We start from the raw sequence: 14,285 nt of genomic DNA on the forward strand, positions 1-14,285 counted from the left end.
TCCGGTTTCAGGGTGCTCCTTTTCGGAGCACTCCCGGGCTTGAACCTCATTAGAAAGGCGATCCATCATGCACAGCGAGGTGTCGGTCAAACTGGCCGAAAATCAGGAGTTTCATTTTGACCTTGGCGGCGCTGAGCCCATGGGTCATGAGGCCGCGCGGCGGTGGTTGGATGATCAGTTCATCTCGCTCGACTGCGAGCCCTTGCGCGCCAGCGGCAAGGTGCTGCTGGCAGACAAAGTGCTGACGGTGGCCCACGCCGCAGGGGCCTCCCGAATGGGCGACGCCGACTGGTCGCTGACGTTTGCCCGCGCTGCCAGTGCCGCACTGGCCCGGCCCATCGTGAGGGTCGACGTGCCCGCGATGGCGGTCACGTTCTGACGGTGGTTTAGATGCCAAATTGGCAGCTAACGCTTATCTGATAAGCGCTAGCTGCTATTTTTTTGTAGTGCTTGCAGCAATTTGGCGTGGATCCCGCCAAAGCCACCATTGCTCATGCACACCACATGATCGCCGGGACGGGCCACCTTCTTCACCTGGTCGATGAGGGTGTCGATATCCGGCGCGACTTGAGCGCGCAGCCCGGGGCCCACGCCCAGCGGCGCAAGTGCCTGAGCCGCATCCCAGTCCAACCCAGCGGTGTGGCAAAACGCAAAATTCGCAGGCTCCAGCGCCCAGGGCAGCTGGCTTTTCATGGCGCCCAACTTCATGGTGTTGCTGCGCGGTTCAAACACCGCCAGGATGCGTTCGCTGCCGCCAAGGCTGCGGCGCAGGCCATCCAGCGTGGTGCGCAGTGCCGTCGGGTGGTGCGCAAAATCGTCGTACACCGCAATGCCGTGCACCGTCCCCCGCAACTCCATGCGGCGCTTGACGTTCTGGAATGTGGCCAATGCGTCGGCCGCTTTCTCTGGGGGCACGCCAACGTGATGGGCGGCTGCAATGGCCGCTAGCGCGTTGAGCTGGTTGTGAACGCCGGTCAGTGCCCATTGCACCTGCGCGACTTTTTTGTCCTGGTGCATCACGTCAAACGATTGCGGGTCGCCTTGCGCGCGAAAATCGCTCACGGCCGCCCCGAAGCTGGTCGTTTCGCTCCAGCAGCCGGTGTGCAGCACGCGGGCAAGGCTCTCTTCGAGCCCGTTGGTAACCACACGGCCTGAGGGTGGCACCGTGCGAACCAAGTGGTGGAACTGCCGCTCTATGGCCGCCAGGTCTTCAAAGATGTCTGCATGGTCGAATTCGAGGTTGTTGAGCACCGCAGTGCGGGGCCGGTAATGCACGAACTTGCTGCGCTTGTCGAAAAAGGCCGTGTCATATTCGTCGGCCTCAATGACAAACAAAGGGGCCGCACCCTGTAGTCCCTGGCCAGGCGCAGGGCGTTGAGGGGCGCCCAGGCGCGCTGACCGGCCAAAGTTCAACGGCACGCCGCCGATCAAAAAGCCCGGCTGCTGTCCCGCGCACTCCAGAATCCATGCCAGCATGGACGTGGTGGTGGTCTTGCCGTGTGTTCCCGCCACCGCCAGCACATGGCGCCCCTGCAGTACATGCTCGGCCAGCCACTGGGGGCCGCTGGTGTAGGGCGCACCGGCATCCAGAATGGCTTCCATCAACGGGAATTTGGGTGTGCCGTCGGGCAGCCTTGCGCGGCTGACCACGTTCCCAATGACAAACATGTCAGGCTGGATGGCCATCTGCTCTGCGCCGAAACCTTCAACGAGGTCAATGCCAAGCGCACGGAGCTGGTCGCTCATCGGTGGGTAGACACCCGCATCGCAGCCCGTTACCGTATGCCCTGCCTCGCGCGCGAGCGCGGCGAGACCTCCCATGAAGGTGCCGCAGATGCCGAGTATGTGTATATGCATGGGCGCAGATTCTAAGGACCACAGGTGTGTTGCTTTGGCTGGGGTCTTGGATCGTTGGTGTATTCGGGTAGCCAATCGGTATGCGACATGCACTGGGTCTGTGTCCGTGTCCGTGATCGGCTCGCTCGCATGCAGCACCGGAGTGAGGCATAAGCCTCACCGTACCGGGGGTGAAGCCGTAGGCCACTGCGGCCGCTCGCGCCACAATGGGGGTTCTCTTCGTTGTCTTTCAAGCCGCCATGCACACATCTTTGAGCGAAGAAATCGCCCACACCACAGCCCGGCTGGCGGTGGAAGAGGGGCTGGAATGGGGGGCTGCCAAGCGCCGCGCCCTGCGCGAAATGGGCTTGCCTGCCCGCACGCCGCTGCCAGACAACGACCAGGTCGAGGAAGCGGTGCGTGAATACATCCAGATTTTTTGCGCAGACACTCAGCCGCGCGAATTGCGTGCGCTGCGGCAGTTGGCACTCGTCTGGATGGAGCGCATGGCGCCATTTCGCCCCCACTTGGGTGGCGCCGTGTGGCACGGCACGGCCACACGTTTGTCAGACGTTTATCTGCAATTGTTTTGTGATGACCCCAAATCAGCAGAAATAGCATTGATAGACCATCATGTGGACTATGACCCGCGAACGGTGCCAGGCTTTCATGGCGAACCGGTGGAGGCCTTGAGCATTGGCAGCAAATCGCCTGAGCTCAATGAGATCATCGGTGTGCACCTGCTTGTCTATGACCTGGATGATTTGCGGGGTGCATTGAAGCCCGATACCAAAGGGCGCACGCCGCGTGGCGATCTGACGGCAGTGCGCCGCCTTCTCGAAGAAAAAACCGATCCATGACGAAATTTTCTCCCTTGCCCGAATCCGGCGCTGCGGACGCTGCGCCGTCACCCGCCCGTCGTCGCTTGCTTTATACGGGGGTGGCGGGTGCGGCGGCGCTGGGTGGTGCGGGCTTGGCTTGGTGGCGGTTTCAGCCCCACGCTGTCGAAGCCGGCGCTGAGCAGGTCCTTTGGAATATGGAATTCGACAAGCCGGAGGGCGGGGGCGTTTCGCTGGCCTCCATGGCTGGCAAACCCTTATTACTGAACTTTTGGGCCACCTGGTGTCCGCCCTGTGTGCAGGAGCTTCCCATGCTGAATGCCTTTTATCGCGAACACGCGGCCAAAGGTTGGCAAGTTCTGGGTTTGGCCATTGATCAGCCATCTGCCGTGCGCAAGTTTTTGACGCGGATTCCGCTGGATTTTCCGGTCGGGCTGGCCGGTTTGGGTGGCACGGATCTGGGCCGATCACTCGGCAATCTGACGGGCGGGCTTCCGTTCAGTGTGGTGTTTGGAGCAGACGGGCGGGTGCTGCATCGTAAAATGGGCCAAGTTACCGAGCAAGACCTCCAGGCGTGGGTGAATTTGAAGTGAAGCACCCGGATCAATGCGTGGGGTTTACGTAAATTCGACTGCTGTGGAGCAGACATTTCGGCTTCGCAGTTTGCGAAAAATGTCATGCAAAGACCGGGGAAGGGCGAAATTGGAGTAAATTCGCGCCCTATTTAGTTTTATAGCCGTTGGAGCTTCCATGGATCTGCGAAAACTCAAAACCCTGATTGACCTTGTATCCGAGTCAAATGTGTCCGAACTCGAAATCACCGAGGCAGAGGGTAAGGTCCGCATCGTCAAAAGTGGCGGCGCTGTTGCCCAGCAATATGTGCCAGCGCCCATGCAGGCACCAGCCGCTGCAGCGGCCCCTGTGGCCGAGCTGCCCGCACCAGCGGCCGTGCCTGCGGGGCACATCGTCAAGTCGCCCATGGTCGGCACCTTCTACCGCTCTTCCAGCCCCGGCGCCAAGCCCTTTGCTGAAGTGGGGAGCCAGGTCAAGGAAGGCGAAACGATCTGCATCATTGAGGCGATGAAGATTCTTAACGAAATCGAAGCGGACAAGTCGGGCACCGTCACGCGCATTCTTGGTGAAAACGGCCAGGCTGTTGAATACGGGCAACCGTTGTTCGTTATCGAATAAGGTGCGCATGTTCAAGAAGATACTTGTCGCCAACCGCGGCGAAATCGCCCTGAGAATCCAGCGCGCCTGCTATGAACTTGGCGTGAAGGCCGTGATGGTGTATTCCGAGGCTGACCGTGACGCCAAATACGTCAAGCTCGCCGAAGAAGCCGTGTGTATTGGGCCAGCGCCCTCACCGCTTTCCTATCTGAACATGCCGGCCATCATCTCGGCCGCCGAGGTCACTGATGCCGAAGCCATCCACCCCGGCTACGGTTTTCTGAGTGAGAACGCCGATTTTGCCGAGCGTGTGGAAAAGAGCGGTTTCCAGTTCATTGGCCCGACGCCCGAAAACATCCGCACCATGGGCGACAAGGTCTCGGCCAAGCAGGCCATGATCAAGGCCGGTGTGCCTTGTGTGCCCGGCTCGGAAGGCGAACTACCCGACGATCCGGTGCAGATCCGGCGCATCGCCAAGGCAGTGGGCTATCCCGTGATCATCAAGGCTGCCGGCGGTGGTGGTGGGCGCGGCATGCGCGTGGTGCACACCGAGGCTGCACTGGTCAATGCTGTGCAGATGACCAAGGCCGAGGCCGGCGCTGCATTTGGCAATCCAGCGGTCTACATGGAAAAATTCCTGCAGAACCCGCGCCATATCGAAATCCAGATTCTGGCCGACAAGCACCGCAATGCGGTCTATCTGGGTGAGCGCGATTGCTCCATGCAGCGGCGCCACCAGAAAGTGATCGAAGAGGCGCCTGCGCCCGGCATTCCGCGCAAGCTCATCGAACGCATAGGCGAGCGCTGCGTGGCGGCCTGCAAGAAAATCGGCTACCGCGGTGCGGGCACGTTTGAATTCCTCTACGAAAACGGTGAGTTCTACTTCATCGAGATGAACACGCGTGTGCAGGTCGAGCATCCGGTCACTGAGCTGATCACGGGGGTGGATATTGTGCGCACCCAGATCATGGTGGCGGCTGGCGAAAAGCTCCCGTTCACGCAGCGGCAGATTGAAATCCGCGGACATGCCATCGAATGCCGTGTGAACGCGGAAGATCCCTACAAGTTCACTCCATCGCCAGGGCGAATCACCACTTGGCACCCACCAGGGGGGCCAGGGGTACGCGTGGATTCGCATGCGTACACCAACTATTTCGTGCCTCCCAACTATGACTCGATGATCGGCAAGATCATTGTTCATGGCGATACGCGTGAGCAGGCGCTGGCCCGCATGCGCACTGCGCTGGCGGAAACCGTGATCGAAGGCATCAACACCAATGTGCCGTTGCACCGTGAGTTGATGGTGGATGCAAAGTTCATGGCCGGTGGCACCAACATCCATTACCTGGAAGAGTGGCTGTCGCAGCACAAGCGCTGATATCGTTGTATTGCGCGGGTCGTTCTTAGATCGTGAACACGTTCTTATGCTGGCTCCTGGCAACGGGTGCCAGCATTTCATTTTTTCTGAGAGGCGTCTATGTTTGAGCTGAGTCTGATGTGTCCTGAAGATAGTGTCGAGGCGATCAGTGATGCGCTGGACGCTCTGGATGCACTGAGTGTCTCGGTGGAGGATGCCGATGCCCAGACTGATGCTGAGCAGGCGCTGTTCGGAGAGCCCGGCATGCCGCCGCCCAAGGACGGATGGCAACGCAGCAGGGTGGTTGCACTGTTCCCAGCAGAGGCCGCCGCCCGTGAGGCGCAAGAGCTGCTGGTGGTGCAGGATTTTTTTGCAGGTTGTCAGGTGCTCGGTATTGCACAGGTGCCGGAGCAGGATTGGGTGCGGCTCACGCAGTCGCAGTTCACGCCGGTCGACGTCACGCCCGATTTCTGGATCGTTCCCACCTGGCATGAGTTGCCAGCGCAAGCTGTGCGCAGCATTCGCCTGGACCCAGGGCTGGCTTTTGGAACGGGCACGCACCCCACCACGCGCATGTGCCTGCGCTGGATTGCACGCAATGGTGCAATGCAGGCAGAGCAAGCACGCAATCCGCTAGGGCGCGTACTGGACTACGGATGCGGGTCGGGCATCTTGGCGATTGGAGCGGCCAAGTTTGGCGCGTTAGAGATCGATGCCGTGGATATCGACCCTGCAGCTGTGGAGTCCACCACACACAATGCGCAAGCCAACGAAGTGCATTTGCAGGCAGGTCTGCCAGACAAGGCGCGGGGCGAATACCAGACGGTGTTGGCAAACATCCTTGCCACGCCATTGCGTGTTCTCGCGCCTTTGTTGTGTAGTCATGTGGCGCCGGGTGGTCATCTTGTGCTGGCTGGCATTCTTGAGCGCCAGGCAGACGAGTTGAAGGAGGCCTACGCCCCGTGGCTTGCACTGGAGGTGGCCGATACCGAAGATGGATGGATACTGATGACCGCCAAGCGCTGAGCTTGCGCGGTCCCCGCTTTTCGAGGCGAGGGGCGAACCCTACAATTCACTGTTGATGAGCCAGATCACTCGCTGTCCGTCTTGCGCCACGTCATTCAAAGTCGTGGCAGATCAGTTGCGCATATCGGAAGGATGGGTGCGGTGCGGTCAATGCAAAGAGGTCTTTGATGCCTCGGCACATCTGTTGCCTGCGCCCCCCTCAGCACTTTTACCTGATGTTTCTTTGACAGATGTGCGGCCGCCGCCCGTGGCCGTTGTGCGCAAGGCTGAGGTGGTACGGGCGTGGGGCAGCCGCGCTCAGGAAGCCCCTGCACCAACGGCTACACCGAGCGGGCCTGTTCTGGAGGTGCGGAGCCCGCTAGACAGTGCGCCATGGATGGATCTTGCGCAGTCGCAGGGCACCAGTGCACCTGTGCTCGACATTCCTGCTCCGACATTACCGGCATTTCTTGCGGCTGGAGAGACCGGGCCGGAACATGATCTGGTTGCGCCGTTCGTTTGGCATACACGCAGATCGCCGGTGCCTACGGCGACCAGTGCCATCAATGCGTTTTCGCCTGCGGGCGAAGCAAAGGGAGACGGTGCTTCCGCTCCAAATACAACCGCGGTGCCCGTGGAGCAGTCATCGCACCCCGAGTCGGTGTCAGGGGCCTCGGTGGACAAAAGCGAGTTGGCACGGCTTGCGCAGGAGGAACGCCTCTTTGGTGATGCGCATGCACCTGCCGTCTTGAAGCCAGATGCCGAGGTGTCCGAACGGGAGGCTGATCCCTGGCTTGCACAACGCGGATACCCACCGCTGGATATTCCCGAGTCGGCTTGTGCTCCGACGGCTGCGCGTGATGACGGTGTGGCTGCAGGCCCCCCTCCGCTATCCGGGGAGTTGCCACATTCCTTGCCTCCACCAGAGCCGATCCTACCGGCGCCGAAGAATGAAACAGCGACATTGGCCTTGGTAGAGGATGATTCCCCAGCGGCATTTTTGCGCGCGAAACCTCAAAAGTTGTCAGATGCCCAGCAGGATGTGGAAGACGATGACAATGCCGTTGCAGATCCCGCCGGTGAAGTCAGTTTTGTGGTGACAGCGCGTCGCAAGGCCTTCTGGCGCAAGCCTGTTGTCCGGTTGTTGCTCGTGTTGTTGCTTTTACTGTCGGTCTTGGGATTGACTGTGCAAGTGGCAGTGCAGGAGCGTGATCGCATCGCCGTCATGGATGCTCGCACGAGGCCTTGGTTGATGAAGCTGTGTCAGGCCTTTCATTGCGACATAGCGCCTCCACGCCAGATTTCCGACGTGGTCATTGACAGTTCTTCTTTTAACAAGGCGCGAGGAGACAGCTATCAACTCACCCTTGTCGTTAAAAGCCAGGCAACCACACCCGTGGCCATGCCTGCTGTTGAGTTGACATTGACCGACGCCCAAGACCAACCTGTGCTGCGCAGGGTCATGCTGCCGAATGACATGGCTGCCCCTCCAGAACTTGCGGCGCACGGTGAGTGGGCGACCTCCATTTCTGTGATCGTTACTACCGGTGGCGCGCGCGTGGCGGGATACCGTTTGCTGGCTTTTTATCCCTGAAATCTCTTCCCTCAACCGATTGACTCTATATGGCTGCCCTCATCTGTGGTTCTCTTGCATTCGACACCATCATGACTTTTGAGGGGCGATTTGCAGAGCAAATACTGCCTGACCAGTTGCACATCCTGAATGTGTCGTTCCTGGTGCCTTCCTTGCGCCGTGATTTTGGCGGTTGTGCTGGCAATATTGCCTATAGCCTCAAGCTGCTGGGGGGGGAGCCTTTGCCCATGGCCATGCTGGGGAGTGATGGGGGTGACTACCTGCAGCGCTTGCAATCCCTGGGCATCAGTGAACACTATGTGAGCCAGGTGCAGGACACCTATACAGCCCAGGCCATGATCATGACGGACCGGGATAATAACCAGATCACCGCGTTTCACCCTGGGGCCATGATGCAGGCGCATTTCAACCGTATCGCCCCGGATTCGGCCGTGGCGGTGGGAATTATTGCCCCTGACGGACGCGATGCCATGCTTGAGCACGCGGCACAGTTCGTTGCAGCGGGGATTCCTTTTGTATTCGATCCAGGGCAAGGCTTGCCTATGTTCAACGGCGAAGAGCTGGCGCAATTCATCGAGCAGGCGTCTTGGGTCGCCGTGAATGACTACGAAGGGAAAATGCTGTGCGATCGCACGGGATGGACTCTCGCCGAAATCTCTCGCAAGGTCCAAGGCCTCTTTGTGACGCTGGGGGCTGAGGGCTGTGAAGTTTGGGCTGATGGCGAGAAAACCCACGTTCCGGCAGGCGTGCCTGTGCAAGTGGTTGACCCCACAGGATGCGGCGATGCCTGGCGCGGAGCATTGCTTTTCGGGTTGGAAAGGGGCTGGTCACTGGACCGTTGCGCACAACTTGGCAACCGCATGGGAGCCCTCAAGATTGCGCAGCGAGGCCCTCAGAATTACGTGCTGGATTTCACGCCAGATTGAGGTGCAGAAGGCCGCTCATCAGTCCATCGGCGCACCCATAAGGATGGGTTGGCGGGTAAATATGCCTGATGCGACAACACCCAGTGAGCAAAAAAAACCCGGTGCATGGCACCGGGTTGAGCCTGTCATGCGAGGCTGGGCTTAGGGCTTGTTGCCCGTGGGGAAAGGCCATGCCGCCTGAGGATTCAGCGTGGTTTGTGCTGCAGGAGATGCCGCAGGGGCAGGCGCCTTGGGCGCTTTTTTGGCGGGAGTAGCCTTCTTTGCCGGAGCTGCTGCTGCCTTCTTGGCAGGTGCGGCCTTCTTCGCTGCTACAGCCTTTTTGGCGGGAGCGGCTTTCTTGGCCGGAGTTGCTGCCTTCTTGGCAGGAGCGGCCTTCTTCACTGCTACTGCCTTTTTGGCGGGAGCGGCTTTCTTGGCCGGAGCAGCTGCCTTCTTGGCAGGAGCGGCCTTCTTCACTGCTACAGCCTTTTTGGCGGGAGCGGCTTTCTTGGCCGGAGTTGCTGCCTTCTTGGCAGGAGCGGCCTTCTTCACTGCTACTGCCTTTTTGGTGGGAGCGGCTTTCTTGGCCGGAGCAGCTGCCTTCTTGGCAGGAGCGGCCTTCTTCGCTGCTACAGCCTTTTTGGCGGGAGCGGCTTTCTTGGCCGGAGCAGCTGCCTTCTTGGCAGGAGCGGCCTTCTTCGCTGCTACAGCCTTTTTGGCGGGAGCGGCTTTCTTCGCGGGGGCTGCCTTTTTTGCAGTCGGTTTTTTCGCAGTTGCCATCATGTTCTCCTTGGGTCAATTTGCAAAGAGCACTTCCTGTCTGCTATGGACAGCAAGCGATCCATGGGGATGGATAAAAACTCCAACCCCATGAACACGGAAACGCGCCACACCGCAGCGCTTCGTGGCGCAGTCAATGTGGGGCGTGGTGTAGAAATCCATGGTGGTGTGATGCGAAAAGGCGCTAGTCCCAGGACAGCGCACCACCGGATTGGTATTCAATAACCCGGGTTTCAAAGAAATTGCGTTCCTTCTTCAGGTCGATCATTTCGCTCATCCACGGGAACGGGTTTTCTTCGTTCGGGAACAGTGTTTCCAGCCCGATCTGGGTCGCACGTCGATTGGCGATGTACCGCAGATAGCCCTTGAACATGGAGGCGTTCATGCCCAGCACGCCACGGGGCATGGTGTCTTCTGCGTACTTGTATTCGAGCTCGACGGCCTTCATGAAGAGGGCCTTGATCTCTTCCTTGAATTCGGCCGTCCAGAGGTGTGGGTTTTCGAGCTTGAGCTGGTTGATCAGATCGATGCCGAAGTTGCAGTGCATGGACTCGTCGCGCAGGATGTACTGGTACTGTTCGGCAGCACCGGTCATCTTGTTCTGCCGGCCCAGTGCCAGGATCTGCGTGAAGCCGACATAGAAGAACAGGCCTTCCATCAGGCAGGCAAAGACGATCAGCGACTTGAGCAGGGTCTGGTCGTTCTCATGCGTGCCGGTATGGAAGTTTGGATCGCTGATGGCCTCGATGAACGGGATCAGGAACTCGTCCTTGTCGCGTATCGACTGCACTTCGTTGTAGGCGTTGAAGATCTCGCCCTCGTCCAGCCCCAGCGACTCAACGATGTACTGGTAAGCGTGGGTGTGGATGGCTTCCTCGAACGCCTGGCGCAGCAGAAACTGGCGGCACTCGGGGGCCGTGATGTGGCGATAGGTGCCAAGAACAATGTTGTTGGCCGCTAGCGAATCTGCGGTGACGAAAAAGCCCAGGTTGCGCTTGATGATGCGGCGTTCATCTTCGGTGAGGCCGTTGGGGTCCTTCCACAACGCGATATCACGCGTCATGTTCACTTCTTGGGGCATCCAGTGGTTGGCGCAGGTGGCGAGGTACTTTTCCCAAGCCCATTTGTATTTGAATGGAACCAACTGGTTGACGTCGGTTTGTCCATTGATGATGCGCTTGTCTGCCGCATTGACCCGACGATGGGATGCTGTCGAAGCAGGGGCTTGGGCGCTGTCCACAGCGGGGCGGGTAGCGATGGCAGGTGACGTTGTATCGGCAAGGAAAGACAGGGGCGGTTGTCCCGCCGGGTGGCTGTTGTTCAGACCACCGTCCCGTTGATTTTGCGATGAGGGCTTGACTTCTTCGTCCCAGGTCAGCATAGGTTTTCCAGTGTTCGGATTATGAAAGCAGTGCTGCGAAAAGAAAAGCACTGAAGCGTTATGCAGCAAGGTTTTGTTGCTTCACAGCACATGCGCAACGCCTCAACTGCATGCGAGGCGTTGCGCGCGAAGTTTTTATTGGCAGGCTTCGCAACCTGGATCGTCGATGGCTGAAAACTGAACGTCTGTGGCCGGCACTGCGGCGGTCACTTCCGGTGCGCTCGATTGGCCCTGAGCGGACGCCGAAGCGCTGTTTGTCGCGCCCTCATTGCCGGACGAAACTGCGTTGAGTTGGCGCGTGTTCACCGTGCTCATTTCGACGTGTGTCGCACTTTGGGTGCGCAGGTAGTAAGTGGTCTTGAGGCCACGAATCCAGGCAAGCTTGTAGGTATCGTCGAGCTTCTTGCCTGATGCGCCTGCCATGTAGATATTCAGGCTCTGTGCCTGGTCGATCCATTTCTGGCGGCGTGATGCGGCTTCCACCAGCCACTGCGATTCCACCTCGAACGCGGTCGAATACAAGGCCTTGATGTCCTGCGGCACACGATCAATGGGATGCAACGAACCTTTGAAATGTTTGAGGTCCATGATCATTACGTCGTCCCACAGGCCAAGGCGCTTGAGATCCCTTACCAGCCCCCCGTTGATGACGGTGAACTCGCCCGACAGGTTGGACTTGACCGAGAGGTTGCCGAACGATGGTTCGATCGATGCATCCACGCCGATGATGTTGGAGATCGTCGCCGTTGGGGCGATGGCAACACAGTTGGAGTTGCGCATGCCGTCCTGGGCAATCTTCTTGCGCAGAGCATCCCAGTCGAGGGAGGAAGAGCGGTCGACTTCTACATAACCACCCCGTGCACTGGCGAGCATGTCCAGCGTATCGAATGGCAGGATTCCACGGTCCCACAGCGAGCCCTTGTAGCTTGAATACTGACCCCGTTCTTTGGCCAGCTCGGTGGATGCCCAGTAGGCGTAGTAGCAGATGGCCTCCATCGACTGGTCTGCAAATTCCACAGCCGCTTGAGAGGCGTAGGGAATGCGCAGCTCATACAGGCTGTCCTGAAAGCCCATCAGGCCCAGACCGACGGGGCGATGTCGCAGGTTGGAGTCACGCGCTTTTTTGACGGCGTAGTAATTGATGTCGATCACGTTGTCCAGCATGCGCATGGCCACGGTGATGGTCTTCTTGAGCTTGTCGTGGTCGATCTGCCCGTTTTTGATGTGCTGAAGCAGATTGACCGAGCCGAGATTGCAGACGGCGGTCTCGGTGTCGCTGGTGTTCAGCGTGATCTCGGTACAAAGGTTGGACGAGTGCACCACGCCTGCATGTTGCTGGGGCGAACGCACATTACATGCATCCTTGAACGTGATCCATGGGTGCCCAGTCTCGAACAACATGGTCAGCATCTTTCGCCACATGTCAGTGGCTTGCACCGTTTTGGCGGGCTTGATCTCGCCACGGGCGGCCTTTTCTTCGTAGGCTACATAGGCCTTCTCGAAGTCGGCTCCGAACAGATCGTGCAGGTCGGGGACGTTGTTGGGCGAGAACAGGGTCCAGGTGCCCTTTTCCATCACGCGGCGCATGAACAGGTCGGGAATCCAGTTGGCCGTGTTCATGTCGTGCGTGCGGCGGCGGTCGTCGCCGGTGTTCTTGCGCAGTTCCAGGAACTCTTCAATGTCGAGGTGCCAGGTTTCCAGGTAGGTGCAGACAGCGCCCTTGCGCTTGCCGCCCTGGTTCACCGCCACGGCCGTATCGTTGACCACCTTGAGGAATGGCACCACACCTTGCGATTCGCCGTTGGTGCCTTTGATGTGGCTGCCCAGCGCACGCACGCGGGTCCAGTCGTTGCCCAGGCCGCCCGCGAACTTCGAAAGCAGCGCGTTTTCCTTGATCGACTCGTAAATGCCATCCAGGTCGTCGGGCACCGTGGTGAGGTAGCAGCTGGAGAGTTGCGAGCGCAGCGTGCCGGCGTTAAACAGGGTGGGCGTGCTCGACATGAAGTCGAAGGACGACAGCACTTCGTAGAACTCAATCGCACGGGCTTCGCGGTCGGCCTCATTCAGTGCCAAGCCCATGGCTACGCGCATGAAAAATGCCTGGGGGAGTTCGATGCGGGTCTTTTTGACGTGGAGGAAGTACCGGTCGTACAGGGTTTGCAGGCCCAGGTAGTCAAACTGTAGATCGCGGTCGGCCTTAAGGGCGGCACCCAGGCGCCGAAGGTCGAACTGCTGCTGCAGGCGTTCATCCAGCAGGTCATTCTCCACGCCCTTCTGGATGAACTGTGGGAAGTAGTCGATATAGGCTTGGCCCATATCGCTCTGGATAACGTCGCGGCCCAGGACTTCGCGCACGATGGTGTGCAGCAGCAGGCGCGCGGTGGCGTAGGTGTAGTCGGGGTCTTTCTCGATCAGCGTGCGGGCCGCCAGGATGGACGCCTTGTACACCTCGTCCATGGGTACGCCGTCATATAGGTTGCGCATGGTCTCTGCCACTATGGGGGCCGCCTGGATGTCGGCGCCCAAGTTGGCGCAGGCAGACTGGATAAGGCCCAGCAGGCGTGCTTCGTCGAGTGGAACGCGCTGGCCGAGGTCAATCACGTGCAGTGCGGGCACCGAGTGCGTTTTCTGCTCTTGCTGGTGGGCGCGCTCTTGGGTGCGGCGTTCGCGGTAGAGAACGTAGGCGCGGGCCACTTCGTGGTGGCCGCCACGCATCAGGCCGAGTTCGGCCTGGTCTTGCACGTCTTCGATGTGGAAGGTTCCGCCGCCCGGGCGTGACCGTACGAGTGCGCGCACGACGTTCTGGGTCAGCGTGTCAACGACCTCGCGCACGCTGGCGGAGGCGGCACCCTGGGTGCCATGCACGGCGAGGAAGGCCTTCATCATGGCGACGGCTATTTTCTGCGGCTCGAACGGGACAACCGAGCCGTTGCGGCGGATGATTTGATAGTGGGTCAGCGTTGCGCTACCCGGTTGTTCGGCAGGCGAGGCGTCAGCGGTCGTAGAGGGGTGACCAAGCGTGTTGGTGGTCGATGCAGGGGTCAGAGCAGCTTGCATTTGAGAGGTCCTTTGGGAGCTGTCGGGAAAGGCGAATTCAGTGCGCCGAGGGGCGTTGCGTGCGAGGAAGGTGGGAAAGGTGGGTTGCTTTCCACACGCTATAGCTAGTGGGTGTGATGGTAGCAAGACACTACCGGTAGTGTACAGCGCTATATTCACACGGCTGCTGAAGCTGTCTGTTACCAGCCGGTTTCACGCTTGTTTCGGGTCGGCTCCAAGGCCTTGTGCATGGGGCATTCCAGGGGCCAAACCTTGACTTGGCGCAGTCTCGCGGAGACTTTTGCTTCAGCAGCCGCGTGGACACGCGCTGTCCATACGGGGATGCGAGTGTCGTGGTTTGGCGCAAAGAGCGCAGAAGATT

At 59.5% G+C, this 14,285-nt stretch carries 13 protein-coding genes and 1 pseudogene; 9 read left to right on the forward strand and 5 right to left on the reverse strand.

All coding sequences use genetic code 11. The annotated features are described in order from the left end of the window. Positions 1–67: 67 nt before the first annotated feature. A complete protein-coding gene (locus KI609_RS04340) occupies positions 68–379 on the forward strand; it encodes a hypothetical protein (RefSeq protein ID WP_226447470.1) in 312 nt (103 codons plus the stop codon). Positions 380–426: 47 nt separating this feature from the next. On the opposite strand, the gene mpl is transcribed toward KI609_RS04340, so the two are convergent. Further along, a complete protein-coding gene (gene mpl, locus KI609_RS04345) occupies positions 427–1,857 on the reverse strand; it encodes a UDP-N-acetylmuramate:L-alanyl-gamma-D-glutamyl-meso-diaminopimelate ligase (protein WP_226447472.1) in 1,431 nt (476 codons plus the stop codon). A gap of 239 nt (positions 1,858–2,096) precedes the next feature. Between mpl and KI609_RS04350 the strand changes: the two genes are divergently transcribed. The 8 genes and pseudogenes from KI609_RS04350 to KI609_RS04385 all read left to right on the forward strand — a co-directional run bounded on the left by KI609_RS04350 (position 2,097) and on the right by KI609_RS04385 (position 8,727). Continuing rightward, positions 2,097–2,696, forward strand: a complete 600-nt coding sequence (locus KI609_RS04350; protein WP_226447474.1) for a hypothetical protein — start codon at positions 2,097–2,099, stop codon at positions 2,694–2,696. After that, on the forward strand, positions 2,693–3,268 hold the full coding sequence (locus tag KI609_RS04355; RefSeq protein WP_226447476.1) for a TlpA family protein disulfide reductase: 576 nt from the start codon (positions 2,693–2,695) through the stop codon (positions 3,266–3,268). Before KI609_RS04350 ends, KI609_RS04355 begins: the two co-directional genes overlap by 4 nt. Before the next feature lie 157 nt (positions 3,269–3,425). Continuing rightward, positions 3,426–3,866: an acetyl-CoA carboxylase biotin carboxyl carrier protein gene (gene accB, locus KI609_RS04360; protein ID WP_226447479.1), complete on the forward strand. Its 441-nt coding sequence runs from the start codon at positions 3,426–3,428 to the stop codon at positions 3,864–3,866. A 7-nt stretch (positions 3,867–3,873) separates the two neighbouring features. Continuing rightward, positions 3,874–5,223 (forward strand): acetyl-CoA carboxylase biotin carboxylase subunit, encoded by a 1,350-nt coding sequence (accC, locus tag KI609_RS04365; RefSeq protein WP_226447481.1) that lies wholly within the window; start codon positions 3,874–3,876, stop codon positions 5,221–5,223. 99 nt (positions 5,224–5,322) lie between these two features. Continuing rightward, positions 5,323–6,228 carry a 50S ribosomal protein L11 methyltransferase gene (gene prmA, locus KI609_RS04370; RefSeq protein ID WP_226447483.1) on the forward strand — a complete coding sequence of 302 codons (906 nt, stop codon included), beginning with the start codon at positions 5,323–5,325 and terminating at the stop codon, positions 6,226–6,228. Positions 6,229–6,283: 55 nt separating this feature from the next. Beyond that, positions 6,284–6,349 (forward strand): annotated as a pseudogene (locus tag KI609_RS23000) (MJ0042-type zinc finger domain-containing protein); the annotation flags it as partial. 255 nt (positions 6,350–6,604) lie between these two features. Next, positions 6,605–7,801, forward strand: a complete 1,197-nt coding sequence (locus tag KI609_RS04380) for a DUF3426 domain-containing protein (RefSeq protein WP_226450180.1) — start codon at positions 6,605–6,607, stop codon at positions 7,799–7,801. 29 nt (positions 7,802–7,830) lie between these two features. After that, on the forward strand, positions 7,831–8,727 hold the full coding sequence (locus tag KI609_RS04385; protein ID WP_226447485.1) for a carbohydrate kinase family protein: 897 nt from the start codon (positions 7,831–7,833) through the stop codon (positions 8,725–8,727). 141 nt (positions 8,728–8,868) lie between these two features. Here the strand turns inward: KI609_RS04385 and KI609_RS04390 are convergent, their stop codons facing one another. The 4 genes from KI609_RS04390 to KI609_RS04405 all read right to left on the reverse strand — a co-directional run bounded on the left by KI609_RS04390 (position 8,869) and on the right by KI609_RS04405 (position 13,924). Next, positions 8,869–9,486, reverse strand: a complete 618-nt coding sequence (locus KI609_RS04390) for a histone (protein WP_226447487.1) — start codon at positions 9,484–9,486, stop codon at positions 8,869–8,871. Positions 9,487–9,501: 15 nt separating this feature from the next. Further along, a complete protein-coding gene (locus tag KI609_RS04395) occupies positions 9,502–9,648 on the reverse strand; it encodes a hypothetical protein (protein WP_226447489.1) in 147 nt (48 codons plus the stop codon). Positions 9,649–9,670: 22 nt separating this feature from the next. Beyond that, complete coding sequence (locus KI609_RS04400; RefSeq protein WP_226447491.1) at positions 9,671–10,867, reverse strand: ribonucleotide-diphosphate reductase subunit beta; 1,197 nt, start codon at positions 10,865–10,867, stop codon at positions 9,671–9,673. A gap of 135 nt (positions 10,868–11,002) precedes the next feature. Continuing rightward, entirely contained in the window at positions 11,003–13,924 is a 2,922-nt protein-coding gene (locus tag KI609_RS04405; RefSeq protein WP_226447493.1) for a ribonucleoside-diphosphate reductase subunit alpha, read from the reverse strand. Positions 13,925–14,285 lie beyond the last annotated feature (361 nt).

Source organism: Acidovorax radicis, from assembly GCF_020510705.1.
In the GTDB taxonomy this organism is placed as follows: domain Bacteria; phylum Pseudomonadota; class Gammaproteobacteria; order Burkholderiales; family Burkholderiaceae_C; genus Acidovorax; species Acidovorax radicis_A.